Annotated in this window: 13 protein-coding genes; 3 read left to right on the top strand and 10 right to left on the bottom strand. The window is 26.7% G+C overall.

Going from position 1 to position 14,872, the window contains the following annotated elements; all coding sequences use genetic code 11:
* Position 1 precedes the first annotated feature (1 nt).
* Positions 2-2,197, top strand: a complete 2,196-nt coding sequence (locus tag ACQZHJ_RS05440) for a glycosyltransferase (RefSeq protein ID WP_430484525.1) — start codon at positions 2-4, stop codon at positions 2,195-2,197.
* Positions 2,198-2,419: 222 nt separating this feature from the next.
* On the opposite strand, the gene ACQZHJ_RS05435 is transcribed toward ACQZHJ_RS05440, so the two are convergent.
* Together ACQZHJ_RS05435 and ACQZHJ_RS05430 are read right to left on the bottom strand one after the other, a co-directional pair.
* The gene (locus ACQZHJ_RS05435; protein WP_430484524.1) at positions 2,420-4,246 is read right to left on the bottom strand and encodes a glycoside hydrolase family 13 protein; all 1,827 of its coding nucleotides are present in this window, start codon (positions 4,244-4,246) and stop codon (positions 2,420-2,422) included.
* Positions 4,247-4,627: 381 nt separating this feature from the next.
* Positions 4,628-4,819 (bottom strand): hypothetical protein, encoded by a 192-nt coding sequence (locus ACQZHJ_RS05430; RefSeq protein ID WP_430484523.1) that lies wholly within the window; start codon positions 4,817-4,819, stop codon positions 4,628-4,630.
* Positions 4,820-5,290: 471 nt separating this feature from the next.
* Between ACQZHJ_RS05430 and ACQZHJ_RS05425 the strand changes: the two genes are divergently transcribed.
* On the top strand, positions 5,291-5,836 hold the full coding sequence (locus ACQZHJ_RS05425) for a sigma-70 family RNA polymerase sigma factor (protein WP_430484522.1): 546 nt from the start codon (positions 5,291-5,293) through the stop codon (positions 5,834-5,836).
* On the top strand, positions 5,829-7,223 hold the full coding sequence (locus tag ACQZHJ_RS05420; RefSeq protein WP_430484521.1) for a DUF4179 domain-containing protein: 1,395 nt from the start codon (positions 5,829-5,831) through the stop codon (positions 7,221-7,223). Before ACQZHJ_RS05425 ends, ACQZHJ_RS05420 begins: the two co-directional genes overlap by 8 nt.
* A 91-nt stretch (positions 7,224-7,314) precedes the next feature.
* Here ACQZHJ_RS05420 and hisJ read toward each other — a convergent pair whose 3' ends face one another.
* From hisJ to ACQZHJ_RS05380, 8 genes are all read right to left on the bottom strand, one after another.
* On the bottom strand, positions 7,315-9,183 hold the full coding sequence (gene hisJ / locus ACQZHJ_RS05415) for a histidinol-phosphatase HisJ (RefSeq protein WP_430484520.1): 1,869 nt from the start codon (positions 9,181-9,183) through the stop codon (positions 7,315-7,317).
* Positions 9,184-9,429: 246 nt separating this feature from the next.
* Positions 9,430-9,906 carry a hypothetical protein gene (locus tag ACQZHJ_RS05410; RefSeq protein WP_430484519.1) on the bottom strand — a complete coding sequence of 159 codons (477 nt, stop codon included), beginning with the start codon at positions 9,904-9,906 and terminating at the stop codon, positions 9,430-9,432.
* 81 nt (positions 9,907-9,987) lie between these two features.
* Positions 9,988-10,617, bottom strand: coding sequence for an HAD family hydrolase (locus tag ACQZHJ_RS05405; protein WP_430484518.1), 630 nt, complete (start codon positions 10,615-10,617; stop codon positions 9,988-9,990).
* Positions 10,618-10,678: 61 nt separating this feature from the next.
* Positions 10,679-10,870: a YwbE family protein gene (locus ACQZHJ_RS05400; RefSeq protein ID WP_430484517.1), complete on the bottom strand. Its 192-nt coding sequence runs from the start codon at positions 10,868-10,870 to the stop codon at positions 10,679-10,681.
* A gap of 13 nt (positions 10,871-10,883) precedes the next feature.
* Entirely contained in the window at positions 10,884-11,786 is a 903-nt protein-coding gene (locus tag ACQZHJ_RS05395; protein ID WP_430484516.1) for a sensor histidine kinase, read from the bottom strand.
* A 166-nt stretch (positions 11,787-11,952) separates the two neighbouring features.
* Positions 11,953-12,813 carry an ABC transporter permease gene (locus tag ACQZHJ_RS05390; protein WP_430484515.1) on the bottom strand — a complete coding sequence of 287 codons (861 nt, stop codon included), beginning with the start codon at positions 12,811-12,813 and terminating at the stop codon, positions 11,953-11,955.
* On the bottom strand, positions 12,813-13,730 hold the full coding sequence (locus ACQZHJ_RS05385; protein WP_430484514.1) for an ABC transporter ATP-binding protein: 918 nt from the start codon (positions 13,728-13,730) through the stop codon (positions 12,813-12,815). Before ACQZHJ_RS05385 ends, ACQZHJ_RS05390 begins: the two co-directional genes overlap by 1 nt.
* A gap of 344 nt (positions 13,731-14,074) precedes the next feature.
* The gene (locus ACQZHJ_RS05380) at positions 14,075-14,764 is read right to left on the bottom strand and encodes a response regulator transcription factor (protein ID WP_430484513.1); all 690 of its coding nucleotides are present in this window, start codon (positions 14,762-14,764) and stop codon (positions 14,075-14,077) included.
* Positions 14,765-14,872 lie beyond the last annotated feature (108 nt).

The raw sequence follows: 14,872 nt of genomic DNA, 5'->3' as shown, positions 1-14,872 counted from the left end.
TATGAATTTTAAAGTAAGTTTATTACTTTTTATTCCTATCTCACAGAATTCATTTAAAAATTATAAGAGTGTTGAAAACATGGATGTTTTATATGAATCTCCCATGAAATCACACTCCTTATTTTTATTTGAAAGCTTAACTAGCATAATAAATCAAAGCTATAATGATTGGGAACTCTTAATCTTTTCTAATAATAAAGAATATATTTCAAATTTAATTGCAACATCCTTTAGTACTAACCCTAAATTGCCTAATGATATGATAAAAGTAATAGAAGTAGATTATGGTTTTACCATTAAAGATATGCTTATTACTGGATATGAGATAAGTAATGGAAAGTTTTTGTGCCCAATAAACTATCACGATATACTTCACAAAGAAAGGATTAAAAGACAAGTTGAATTAATAGAAAAAACTGACTCAGATATAGTTTCATCTTTGGAAATCCCCTTAAACATATCTAAAAATATTTTAAATGAATCTATTCCAATAACTAATATAAAAGATTTTGAATTTAAAACTAATAATAATGAGTTATATTTTTCTTGTAACGATTCTAATAAGTTTATTACAAAAGAAGAAATAGATTTTGCTTGCTTAAGCTCATATATACCTTTAGATTTATATACCTTTATGATAAAAAGAAGCTTTTTAAAAAAACTAAAGATTATACTATCAAAAAAGCAACTAAAAAATGAACTTCATTTAATACTTTTTTTACTATCATACACTGAAATTGAAAAAGCTAAAGATGCATTTACCTATATAAGAATTGCTAGAATACCTCATGAAGAAAATATAAATATAGATAATAGTTCATCTAGTAACAATATTATTTCAGTATTTAACAGGTATAAAACCATAGAAAATAGAAAGTTTTTAAAAGAATCAGTAGAAATTCATGATAACAAACCTCAAAATATATTAACTTATTCTGAGTCACCTAATATCAAAATACTAATTCCTATTGAAGAACTTAATATAGGAGGAACAGAAACATATATACTTTCTCTTTGTAAGGCTTTGATAAATAATAATTTAACTCCATATATTCTTACTGCTGGTGGAATTTTAGAAGATATATTTATATTAAACAATATAAATATTATTAAATCCTCATCAGTTTTTCTTAAAGAAAAAAACTCATCAAATAACTCCCATAACCCTACTTTTCCTAAACTTGATATATACAAATTTCCTAATTTAAAAGAACTAAAAAATATTATAAAAGAAAATTCAATTGATATTTTGTTATGTCATGGTCCAAATGAAATCAATTTATGTTACGAATTAAAAAGAGAGTATTCTATTCCTGTTTTAGCAACTATTCATGGAACATTTTACTCTCATGAAACTATTTATAAAGCAGCTTCTATTTTTGAATCTCTTGTATTTGTAAGTAAAATGACCTTTTTAAACTATAACTCTATAATTAAAGAGTTTAATGAAAACCACTTTTATATAATTCCTAATTCTATTTCTATTGAAACTTCTTCTTGTGTTATTAAAGAAAACTTTTTTTCATCTCACAAGGATAAAAATCTTTTAAACATACTTTTTGATAAGATTACTAACTCCTCTACAAACTCTTTTAAAAATAGAGGCTCTCCTAAGTTTCTTACTTATTGCAGTAGGCTTTCTTTAGGTAAATCAAAACTAGCTCTATTATTTTTAAAAAGCTTTGAAGAACTTCTAAAAGTCCATAAAAATATCTATGCCTTAATCTTAGGAGAAGGTAAAGAAAAGATAAAAATAATAGAATATGCCAATAAAATAAACTCAATATATGGAACAAAAGTCTTTGTTATCGGCTCTGTAAGAGATGTTGATTACTTCTATAAAAAAAGCTATGCAGTAATTGGTACAGGTCGTGTTGCATTAGAAGCTTTAAGACTAGGAACTCCAGTATTTGCATTAGGTCTTTCTGGATTTAAAGGATTAGTGTGTGAAGAAAATATAGAAGATATGATAGATAGTAACTTCGGTGATCACATAGATAACTCTTCTAAAACAAACTTATTGGATGAAGTTACTGCAAATAAACTTAGAGAAGCTTTAGATTATTTTCTAAACTCCCTAGACTATGATTTAATTAGTACTTGGTGTCAGGATTACGTAACCAAAAATCTAAATATAGATATTACAAGTAATAAACTCTCCAATATAATATTAGGTATATATAATAACTTCAAGTAACTGTTATCCAATAATATATCATTATAATTTTTTAAGACAATATTATTTCTAAACTATAAAATACTAAAGGACTGTTAGTAAAATAGTAGAATATTACTTAATAATATTCCACCTTAATTCTACTCCAGTCCTCCTTGTGTTAAACTATATTTTAAACCATTTTTGATTAAAGACTGTATTAATTAACAATTAAAGCCTCGTTATCTTATATAATATAAAAATTTATTTAATTTTATAAATTTTAAATGAAAATGCTTTTAATCTTAATCTATCATTTAAATTTTCTATATCACCATTAAACAATTCTCTCAAAGTCTTATTTCTTAATTCTTCTGGCAATATAATCTCTTCATCATTCTCTGAATTATTTATAACAATGTATATGTCACCTTTAGAGTAAATAAGTATATCACTATCACCTATTATCCAATTATTATCTAGTAAATTGAACTCCTTATTTTCTTTTCTTAACTTTATGAGTCTCTTCATAAATTGAAGCATATCCTTATCTTGCTTTTCTTCGTCCCAAATCATACATCTTCTATGAAGTTCCATTCCCATGCCTTGGTTACCCTCCATACCAACTTCATCTCCATAATAAATACATGGAGAACCAGCTTGCGTAAACATAAATAGATAAGCTAATTTCATCTTATCCTTATTACCACCAGCAACAGTTAATATTCTCGGAGTATCATGACTATCTAAAAGATTAAAAATTGTTTCTCCAACTTGTCTTAAATAACTGACCTTATTCTCTTCTATCATGTATATAAACTCTTCTGCATTAGTCTCATTTAAACAGAAGAATTCTTTAATAGCATCAGTCATAGGATAGTTCATAACAGCATCAAATTGATCTCCCATAAGCCATGGAAGTCCATCATGCCACACTTCTCCTAAAATATAAGTATCTCTTTTAGTCTCCTTTATAACCGCTCTAAATTTTCTCCAAAACACATGATCTACTTCATTACAAACATCAAGTCTCCATCCATCTATATCCATTTCCTCTACCCAGAATTTAGCTACTTTTAGCAAATAATCAACTACCTCTGGATTTTCAGTATTTAATTTTGGCATTGTCTTTATTCTTCCAAAAGTTTCATAATTTAAATTTCTTCCATCTAACATTTTAAAAGTTGTTGGAACAACAGGAAACTGCTTAATACAAAACCAATCTTTATATTTTGATTGTTCATTATTCTCTACAACATCCTGCCATTGAGGTGAAAAATATCCTATATGATTGAAAACCGCATCTAACATTATTTTCATTCCTCTTTTATGTGCCTCCCGAACTAATTTTTTAAACAACTCATTAGTTCCTAAAGCTGGATCAACTTTAAAGTAATCTATAGTTTCATATCTATGATTTTCAGATGCTTCAAAGATTGGACAGAAATATAAACCATTTACTCCAAGTTCACATAAATAATCTAAATTATCTAAAACCCCTTGTATATCTCCACCCATAAAATTATATCTAGTAGGTTCTGTTCCCCATGGTTCAACATTTTCCGGGTCTATACTCCTGTCACCATTACAAAACCTATCTGGGAATATCTGATACCATATAGTCTCTTTAACCCAACTTGGTATCTTGGCAACATCTGCTTTATTCAAATATGGAAAACAGTAAAAATCCCCTATTGCACATAATTTTCTATTGTCATTTTTTCCATCTAATTCATGAACTCTTTTCTCTGTATATAGTAAAACTTCTTCATCTCCATGTAATATAAAAGCATATCTTGAACGTCTTGTTTCTGGTTTGTATTCTATAATCCAATGGTCAAAATATTTAGTTTCACATTCTTTTTTCATAAGATAGTTTTTACCACCAACCCATGATTCTCCTGTAGCATTCATATTTCCACCATCACATCCTCCTTCATCCCAGATGTATGGATCTCCAACTCTTATTTCAACTTTATTAACTTCATCCTTTTTAGTTTTAATTCTTAAATGTAATGTATCATCATTATATCCATAAGAATAATTGCTCTGAGCTATATGATGTATAGCCTCCCTAGTTATCTTTGCCATAAATTTAATCCCCCTATAATATTCTCTCTCTAAATTTAATCGAAGTTTTCGGTAACGGTTCCAAAAGGTTCAAAAAAATTTTTTATCTCTTTTCTATTTAATAAACTTACCCTAAAAAAGATTTCATTCATTATAGAAATTCGATAAAAATACTCTACGCATGTAATTATAAAACAACTAATGAAAACGTTCAACTTTTTTTCACAAATTATTTTATATAATTTCTTATAATATTTCTTTGATTGTTTTGAATTAAGTTAAAAGCTATACTTAACAGCCCTTAACTTAATTCAATAAATATAATATATTTCTTTTTTCAAATTCATACTCAGTTAAAAATATCCTTTATGTCTATCTAAAATTATATTATTTAACTACACATCAATCTCTAGAATAAAACTCTAGATAAACAAGTATTCCTATTAACACACAATTTATAGCTGCACCCATTACAAAATTATTCATATTGAAAATCATATCTAATAAAAATATAAGTGCCCAAATTCCATAAACAAACAATCTAATATCTTTAGCTTTTTTCTTCTTTAATTTGCTTCTTCTCTTTTCTACCATAATTAAATCGCCCCTCTTTTTTGTAAAATATTTCCATACATTAAGAATACATCATTTTCTTATTTTTCCCAAGCTTACTTATGTTAACTTTCTTTTAACTTAAGAAACTCTACGATTCATCTCATTTTTATAGTTTTCTAATCATTACTTCCTATAACTTTACACCAATATGGTTAAATCTTTTTACAAATTAAATATGTGAAAAATGATACTCTATATTAAGATTTACTTATTAATTGGCGTTGTTATTAAGATAATAAACATCTTCTTATATTTATTGAAAGGTTTAAACTTAAAACAAAGCCAAAAATTAAATTAAATCTTATGATATATATCAACATTAATTTAAAACCAGGCCTATTAATTAGGCTAAATAATAATTATTTTAAAAACTAGCGAAAGATAATATAAAATTATTACGACTTATTTTATGAAGGTACTTTCAAAGAAACTAAAGGGGGATAATCTCTTATGAGAGAAAATAATTTTATAAGGCATTTAAAGAAGAAAAATCCTAAAGCCTTAGACTATGTCTTTGATAATTATGGGAATTTAATCTTTAAGGTTGCCTATTCTGTTTTAAATAATAGAGAACTTAGCGAGGAATGTGTAAATGATGTTCTTCTTAAGATTTGGAATAATATAGATTCATTTCATAAAGGCGACGAAAAATTTAAAGCTTGGATAATAGTTATGACAAAATATACAGCTATAGATATGCTTCGCAAAGAAAAAAAGCATGATAATGTTGTTAGCCTAGAAAACTATGATAGAGAAGATACTTCTTTCAATTCACTCTTAGAAAATAAAGAGATGAAAGAAAAAATTCTATCTGTAATAAATAGTTTTGACTATGAAAATAAGGATATTTTTATAAAAAGATTTTTTCTACACTACTCAATTAAAGAAATAAGTAGTTCTATTGGAATTAGCGAAAATGCTATAAGTAATAGAATTAGACGGAGTAAAATTAAACTCTCAGAAGCGTTAAAAAAGGAGGATATTAAAATTGGATAATAAAGAACTTTTAGATATGCTAGATGATTTAAATATAGATGAATGTGAATTTGACAATATAAATGTTGAATTAAATGACATAGAAAAGAAACGCATAAAAAAGACATATAGAAAAGCTATTAAAAATAAATCCTTTGGCTTCAAAAAAATAGCAATGGTAGCTGGATTAAGTATTATGGTGTGCACAGGAGCATTCTATGCTTCCCCAGTTAAAGCAAGTAATATCCCTGTTCTAAGCAGTATATATGAAATCTTAGGAGTCTATAATGAATATATAGACTATAGTCAATATGTAGGTGTATCTCAAGAAGTTCAAGGTGGTAAATATACCATAGAAGAAATACTAGTAACTCCTTATAGATCATTGATTGCTATTAGAATTACAGGTAATGAACCCTTAAAAGAAAATGCATTTAATAACTTTATGGTTTCTTCAGCAATTGGAGATGCTCATTTTGAATCTGCTACTTCATCTGCTCATAGAATTGATGATTACAACATGGTTCAAATTATTGAAGCTAAATATAATTCTAGGATTCCAGAAAAAACAACAGTAAATATAGCTGTTCATGAAATGGAAACTCCTGAATCTAATGCTAGTTTTGGACATGCTAACTTTAGCTTTAAAGTTGACTTTGGAAAAAGCTATGATAAGTTTGATAAATTATCAATAAGGAATACTAAGCTTAATGATTACAAATTAAAGTTTAAAGAAATTAACTCAAGTGTTTTAGGAACTGAAATTTTAGGAACTATCCGCTCATTTTCTGGTGAATCTATTGAAAAATTACGTTCAGTAAATGACCTATTCTATACTCTTAATGTTGATGGAAAAATGTATGGTGGTCTTAACTCAGGTAGCTTCTCTTCAATTGGCAATATAGTATTAGGTGAAAGCTCAACCTTCTTTAAAGGAATAGCCATCGATGAATTCCAAAAAGCTAATAATATAAGCTTAAGTGTATTTAACCCTAAATATAATATAGATGAATTATTAGAAATTTATGAAACTGATTCCTATAAAACACTTCAGCTAAAGAATGAAAGTGAAGAAAATAAAGTCACCAAAGACGGTATATCCTATTTTAAAACTTTATATTATCATAATGGAAGTACAGGCGAGTTTTATAACTCTAAAAGGGATGGTCAAAATATAAAACTTTATTATAAAGGTAACCCTAATGATATAACTAATTTAACTAATATAATAGCTACATCAAAAGATGGATTAGTAGTCCATTACCCTGAAGTATATCCAAACCCCTCTAAGCTTAATGAATATATATTAGAGTTTTCTAATATACAAGAAAATACTGATATTTCAATAATTAATAATACAAACTATGTAAATGACTATACTTTAATTGATGAATTTAAAATAAAGTAATTTAAAATAAGGCTCTGTTTTAAAGTAAGTGTTTAAAACAGAGCCTATTACTAAGTTTTTATTCAATCAATTCTTAATGTTCACCTATAATTTATAAAAACTCTTTTAATGTTTCTATATATTTAGCTGAATGTGAATCACTTCCTAAAACCATTGGTATTCCCTTTTCAATAGCTAGTTCAAATACCTTTCCTTCTATATATAGTTCCTCACAATCATCTTTTCTTAATCCTGCTACATTAAAATCAAGTTCATATCCCTTTTCCTTTATTAAATCTAATATCTCATTTATCTTAGGAATAAACTTTTCATAATCATAAGGGAACTTTTTGTTAAATTTTCTTACCAAATTAAAGTGTCCAATTCTTTTTGGTTTATACGCTCCTAAATCACTATTTAAAGCCATTATTAATGTATCATAATATTTATTATACACTTCTTCTATAGACCCCAAATCATCTATAATCTTTTGAAACTCTTCTATGCTAAAGTCAATACAATAGTACTTATCTTTTTTACCTTTTATCATATGAACTGACAATATACTATCATCTAGTAAAGCCCCATATTTGTTTAAAATACTTTTTATTTCTTCTTCATATCCTTCTATATAATCAACTTCAACTCCAACATTCACGCGAATTTCATCTAAATATTTGAGCTTAAGTGATTTACCTTCATTTATATATAAAATTAATTTTTCAAATTTCATTGCACTATCATTAATTGGAGATGGATCTTTGAAATTTTTAGGCAGTGGTAAGTGTTCTGTAAAACTTATTTCACTTAATCCACACTTTATTCCTTCCTTTATATATTCTTCCATATTATCATCACTTCCATGTGGACAATAATGCGTATGTACATGTCCATCCTTACTTTTAAAGTCACATAAGTCTATACTACTAAAAAATTTATATCCACTTTTATGTTTATTTTTAACCCTATACATAGCAGTATCTGCATTTCTTATAAGAAGCTCAATCTTTTCTCCATCATTAGGATATATTGTTATTCCTATAGATGAATCTACATTACAATTTTTTTCTCCTAAAATTATATCCTCTCTTATAAATTTTTGAATATGTTCAACAATTTCAATAACCTCTTCTTTAGAATGAATATCATTTAATATTATTGCAAATTCATCTCCACCTAATCTTGCAAACAAATCTTTTTTTCTTAAGCATTCACCTATTCTTTTTGCAGTGCAAACTAAAACTACATCACCAGCTTCATGTCCATATTTATCATTTATAGACTTAAAAAAATCTAAATCTAAAAACAACACTGCAAAATTGCTATTTTCCTTTTTACTTTTTTTAAGTATTTCTTTGAAGCTTTTAAAAAATAATCGTCTATTAGGAATGTTGGTTAATTTATCATAATTAGCCATTCTATCTAACTTTTTTTCCATCTCTTTTCTTTCTGTAATATCAATTCTTGACCCAACTATAAACTTTCCATGTTCCTCTTCTAGAACTGGTGTTAACTTTGTAAGTGAAAATTTATTTACATCATTTATTTTTAATTCATCTTCAAATACACATACTTTTTCAGATTCTATACAATCTTTATAGTAGTTCGCAAATCTTTCTCCAACTTCTTCACCAAAAATTTCTTTTGGACTTTTATCTATAATATCCTCTCTGCTAAGATTAAATAAATCTAAATATGCATCATTAATTTTTATATATTTAAAAGTCTCGTCATCAAATATTTGAACTAAAAACAAAGCATCTTGTGTACCATTAAAAACTATTTCATATTGATTCAAGAGCTTTCTAATACTTGCAATTGAATATTTTAATTTTTCATTTTCCTCACAATCTATACACCTAATAGATATTTCATTTAAATTATCTTGCCATTTAAAATCTAATCTATTTTCATTTTTTTTAGTAACTTTTTGATGTTGAACTAATCTATAAGTATTCATTTTGAAATATTCTCTTTTCATTATTTCCTCCAATATATAATAAAAATTATCTCCAATCATTAAATAACATTTATTATATAGTTAATTACAAATTTACATATTATAACTTAATATAATTATATCATAATATATAATAAACATTTTTCTCATTTTCACCTATATATATCAAGTCTTTTCATGAAATTATAAAGGGCTTGTATCAAAATTTAATGATAAAATATAATTTGATACAAGCCCTAAATACCTATTATTTAATTCTAAAAATCATTAAACCGGATTAGATTTACTAACTTTTTTATTTACTCTTAAAATAGCCGCTAATAAAAATGACATACATTCTAAACTAGCAATCCAAAAACTAATCATAGTAACAGCATTAATAATTAAATCTTCTATTTTCACTTTTCCACTTAATCCAATTACAATAAGCATGATTAATAATAAAATAATCAAAACTGAAAAAGCTATTGCTGAAAATTTAAACAATTTATATATAGGCCCAACATTAACCTTTCCTTTTCCACATCTTTCTGAAAGTGATTTAAACCACCTATTCAAAGTTAAATTTCGCCTTTTTAGATCCCATAAATGATATGCAAAGGCAAAGAATACCCAAGTAGTAAACAAAGATAATATAATAATGTTTTCCACTAAAGTATTATCATCTCTAAGCATAAAAAAATAAGCTATTGTAACTATAACTGTTATTATTTCAATCTTTAATTTTCTTTCGTATACCTTCATTTCATCCTCCAACTATTAAATCTCAATTAAATATTATCAATTTATATATTTTTTGTAAACATAATGAAATTTAACTTTTTATTACACCACTAATATATTAACTAAATCAATAGGCGTTTCTAATTCTTTGATACATTCTATACCATCCTTATTAACACATCCCCAAAGAGCTAATGCAAAATCAGTACCAGCCTCTTTTGCACACAAATAATCTGAATATGTATCACCTATATAAAGACACTCACAAGGCTTTGCCCCTAAAATTTCAATTGCTCTCAAAATTGGTTCTGGATGAGGTTTACTATTTACTACATCTTCAAAAAGCACAGTAGCTTTCATATATTTATGGAATCCATTTTTGACCATATCTATTTGATACTGATCTTTAGTTTTAGAACTTGCTACAGCTTGTACATATCCTAACTCTTTAATACTATCTAAAACCTCTGTAATCCCCTCATAAGGAATTGCACCAAACTTATCTTCATTTACATATTTAACCCATCTTTTATGAACATTATTTATATCACCTATACCTAACTTCTCTAAAGTGACCTTACCTGGAAACGCCATATATTTAACTAATTCATTAAATGATAACTCTTTTTCTAATTCTTCATATACGATCCTTTGTAATGTCCTAACATTTATCCCTATAGTATCTAAAAGTGTACCATCTATATCCCAAATTATATATTTATATTTTCTCAAAATATAACCTCCTTATAAATTCTAAATACATATATTAAATAATATACTATTATAATAATAATTAAAGTATTTCTTTTACTCTTACTACAATTCCACCTTCTAACATAACTTTTATTCCATGATGATGATTAGGTGATTTTGTAAGTATTCTTTCTATTATTCCTTCAGTCAATTTGCCTGAACGTTGATCCTGCTTTTGTACACCTCTAACTTTTATTCCTGGTTTTAAATTAGCTCTTATTGTCCCATTCATATTATCTTTCTCCTTATTGTTGCCTTTGGTTCTTTTTCCAAAGTATCTCTATGCTTATTTTATCATACTCCTTATAAGTTCTTATTCTATGTCCTAAATTTTCAACAAAAGCTTTTGTTATTGATAATCCCAATCCTGTATTGTTATTGGTTCTTGATTTTTCACTCACATAAAATCTTTCAAAAATCTTTTCTATATCTATTTCATCTATTTTTTCAGTTGAATTGGTAAATTTAGTTATTATTACATCATCCTCTTCTCTCAAAGTTATACTTATAAAAGTACTACCATGTTTTATCATGTTCCCTATTAAATTAGAGAATACTCTATTTACTGCATTTTCATCAGAAATTATATTACTAACCTTGTCATCAATAATAACTTCTGGTTCAACACCACTATTTATAAAGCTTCCATAGTAAGTTGCTATATTTTCATATAATAAATCCTTTAAATTTATAGATCTTAAATTAAACACATAATCCTTACTATTAAGTCTTGATAAATCATAAAAGTTTGTGATCAACCTTTGAAGACTTTTAGCTCTTTTCTCAACAATATTCAGATATTCTTTCTTTTCCACTTCGCTACTCTTATCACTTTTTATAAGTTGAATATATCCACTTATTGATGTTAGAGGTGTTCTTAAATCATGGCTCATATTTGATATACTTCGTCTTAACTCTTCGTCCATTCTTCTATTTTCCGCTTTAACCATTTGATTTTCATCATAAATACTATTTATATCCTTTACAAGTTCCTCAATACAATTTTCTATGTCATTAGTTCTTATATTAATATTTTCACCATGCCACTCTTTTATTTGCTTTGATATATTTTTTATTTCTAATTTCATTCTTATAATATGCATGACTAAAAATACAATTATAAGAATTAAAAGAATATTTAAAATCATAACTCTCTCCTAAATAACAATAAGGCATTATGTAAAACACTTAAAAATTTATACCTATTAACTAAACAGACTATATAAAATAACTCTCATTATATTTTTATATAGTCCTATTTAGTTTTATATAGACATTTAAGTTATTTTCATAAAGCCTTGTAAAATCTATTCTCTATTTTATATCTTGTTTATTAAATATTCTTGAACCTATAAAAAGTCCTGATAAAATAGTAACTATTGAAACTCCCATAGACCTTAATATATCACTTATTTCTGCATTTTGTGATATTGCTAAAGCATTATTATAATATGGAGTCATCTCATATATAGCATCAAAAGTTGAATTTGTTCCATAGAATACTCCTATTATAGTTGGTACAAGTACAAATAAAACTACTGATATACCTATTGTTGCTCCATTACCTTTAACTAAGGTGCCTATTATCATCATTAATGATATAACAGCTGCACTAGCCATAACTGAACTTAAAAATGTTACTACCATTCCCCCAATTTGAGATAACTCAATTCCTGAAAATCCATTCATAATACCTGTTCCAAGAAAAGCTACTAAGGTTAATATTAATGTAAATATAACTACACCAATTACCATTGCTAGAAACTTAGATAAGTAAAATTTATTTCTACTCTTTCCATAAGCAAGTATATTCTTCATAGTTCCTTCTGTATATTCTTTAGCTAAGAATCCACCTACTAATATTCCTATTAATATTTCAATTACCCCTACTCCAAAAGATACATAATAAATATCTATTGGGCTATTGCTTTTTGGCAAACTAAATCCTATTCTCCCCGTAACAACCACTTCATTATTTGCCATAGCTAACTGCTCAATCATTTGAGCTTGTTGCTCATCACTCATAGCTGACATAGCTTCTTCCATAATACCAGTCATTATATCCGATGCTGCAAATATACTCATGAACGCTAGTATAATACACGCTCCACATAAAACTCTAAAAACCTTGTTCTTTGTTAATTTCAATAATTCTGCTTTAATCAATCTATTCATTACTTAGTACCTCCAACAAGTGTCATAAAATATTCTTCTAAACTTTCACCTTTTAAGCCAATGCTCTCAACAACTACCCCATTCATTGAAAGTGTTGAGTTTATTAATCCAACCTGATCTAAGTTGTTAAATATTTTTATGATGTTGTTTTCTAGCACCTTGTAATTTTTAATTCCCATTTCTTTTTCAAGTAATGTAACGGCTCTATCCTTATCATCAACCTTAAGTTCTATATTTTGTCTACACTTTTCATTTAAAGCTTCCTCTGAAAGCTCTTCTATAAGTTTTCCTTCACTCATTATTCCATAACGAGTTGCAAGTTCTGAAAGCTCTCCTAATATATGACTTGATATTATTATTGTCATATCTTTTTCTCTATTTAATTTCTTTAAAAGTTCTCTTACCTCAACTATTCCCATTGGGTCTAATCCATTTATAGGTTCGTCCAATATAAGTAACTTTGGATTGCCAAGTAAGGCATTTGCTATTCCAAGTCTCTGTTTCATACCTAAAGAAAAATTCTTAACTTTTTTCTTACCAGTATCATCTAGCCCTACTAATTTTAATACCTCATCAATGGTTTCTTTTCCAGCTATATTCCTAACTATTCTAGAAATCTCAAGATTCTCTCTAGCTGTCATATTAGGATAAAAACTTGGAGACTCTATTAAACTTCCAATCATAGTTCTTGCATCATTTAATTCTCTTTCACCATTTCTTCCAAATAGCTCCATATCCCCACTTGTTTTATGAGCTAGCCCTGTAATTATTCTAATTAATGTTGTCTTACCAGCTCCATTTTTCCCTATTAATCCATAGATGTCACCTTTTTTAACAGTAATATCTATATTATCATTTGAAAGTTGCTTCCCATACTTTTTAGTTATACCATGTGTTTTTAAAACTAAATCTCTCATTTAAATTTCCCTCCTGATATCTTATACTCTTATTCTATAAGGAACTTTATAAGATACCATAAATCAAAAGTTAAGAAAGTCTTAAGATTTTATTTAAAGCTCTTAAGATATTTTAGTTTATAGCTAAGCTTCAAGAACTGATTAATTTCACAAAGTATTTCTATCATCTACTCCAAAATAATAGCTAAAGCTTCGAAACTCACTTCGTTCAAACAATCTCAGCTTCTTAACGCTATTATTTTTACGTATATAATGAAATACTAATTGTTCATTAATACGTTCTTTACGCGTTATCTATAAACTAAAATATTTATTAAGACTCTATTAAAATTTAAGTAGTTACTTTATTCAGCTAATTTAAAACCTATTCCCCATATTGTTTTTATATATTCTGAATCTTTATCTGCTTTTGATAATTTAGTCCTTAAATTACTTACATGTACATTTACAGTGTTATCATCACCTAAGAATTCATTGTTCCATACTGATTCAAATAGATTTGCTCTTGTGAATACTTTATTAGGGTTTGATATTAAAAGCTCTAATATTGAAAATTCTCTGCCTGTTAATCCTAATTCCTTTTTATTTATAAAAGCTTGTCTAGATTCTGTATCCAATATAATATTTTTAAACTCAAATTTAGTTTTTCTGCTATCATTTTTTGAAAATCTCTTGTATCTCCTAAGCTGTGCTTCTACTCTTGCAAGCACCTCTTCATTTTCAAAGGGTTTACTTATAAAATCATCTGCCCCTAATTTAAGAACATTGATTCTACTATCTACCCCTTCCTTAGCAGAAATAATTATTATGGGAACAACACTATTCTCTCTAACCTTTTCTATTATCTCTTCCCCAGTAACTCCAGGTAACATTAAATCTAAAATTAAAAGATCATACTCAAATTGTTCTATACACATAATTCCTTCCGAACCTGAGTATGCACCTCTAACAGAATACCCCTCATTTTGCAGTATTCTACATATAAGATTATTTATATCTACATTGTCTTCAACAACTAAAATGTTCAACTTCATATCCCCCTACGTTCTATATACCAATTGTTAATTTTATACATACAAACATCTTATCATATCAAAATTTAAAATAATGCCCATATGAAATTAATTTACTTAATTTTAAAG

Origin of the sequence: Clostridium sp. B9, assembly GCF_050509515.1 — a bacterium.
Classification (GTDB): domain Bacteria; phylum Bacillota; class Clostridia; order Clostridiales; family Clostridiaceae; genus Sarcina.
The sequence above is the reverse complement of the archived record's forward strand: the minus strand, read 5'-3'. Positions and strand labels throughout refer to the sequence as shown.

Coding starts and splice junctions, on each gene's coding strand:
- ACQZHJ_RS05440 (WP_430484525.1), top strand. CDS start 2: ATGAATTTTAAAGTAAGTTTATTACTTTTTATTCCTATCTCACAGAAT.
- ACQZHJ_RS05435 (WP_430484524.1), bottom strand. CDS start 4,246: ATGGCAAAGATAACTAGGGAGGCTATACATCATATAGCTCAGAGCAAT.
- ACQZHJ_RS05430 (WP_430484523.1), bottom strand. CDS start 4,819: ATGGTAGAAAAGAGAAGAAGCAAATTAAAGAAGAAAAAAGCTAAAGAT.
- ACQZHJ_RS05425 (WP_430484522.1), top strand. CDS start 5,291: ATGAGAGAAAATAATTTTATAAGGCATTTAAAGAAGAAAAATCCTAAA.
- hisJ (WP_430484520.1), bottom strand. CDS start 9,183: ATGAAAAGAGAATATTTCAAAATGAATACTTATAGATTAGTTCAACAT.
- ACQZHJ_RS05410 (WP_430484519.1), bottom strand. CDS start 9,906: ATGAAGGTATACGAAAGAAAATTAAAGATTGAAATAATAACAGTTATA.
- ACQZHJ_RS05400 (WP_430484517.1), bottom strand. CDS start 10,870: ATGAATGGGACAATAAGAGCTAATTTAAAACCAGGAATAAAAGTTAGA.
- ACQZHJ_RS05395 (WP_430484516.1), bottom strand. CDS start 11,786: ATGATTTTAAATATTCTTTTAATTCTTATAATTGTATTTTTAGTCATG.
- ACQZHJ_RS05390 (WP_430484515.1), bottom strand. CDS start 12,813: ATGAATAGATTGATTAAAGCAGAATTATTGAAATTAACAAAGAACAAG.
- ACQZHJ_RS05385 (WP_430484514.1), bottom strand. CDS start 13,730: ATGAGAGATTTAGTTTTAAAAACACATGGTATAACTAAAAAGTATGGG.
- ACQZHJ_RS05380 (WP_430484513.1), bottom strand. CDS start 14,764: ATGAAGTTGAACATTTTAGTTGTTGAAGACAATGTAGATATAAATAAT.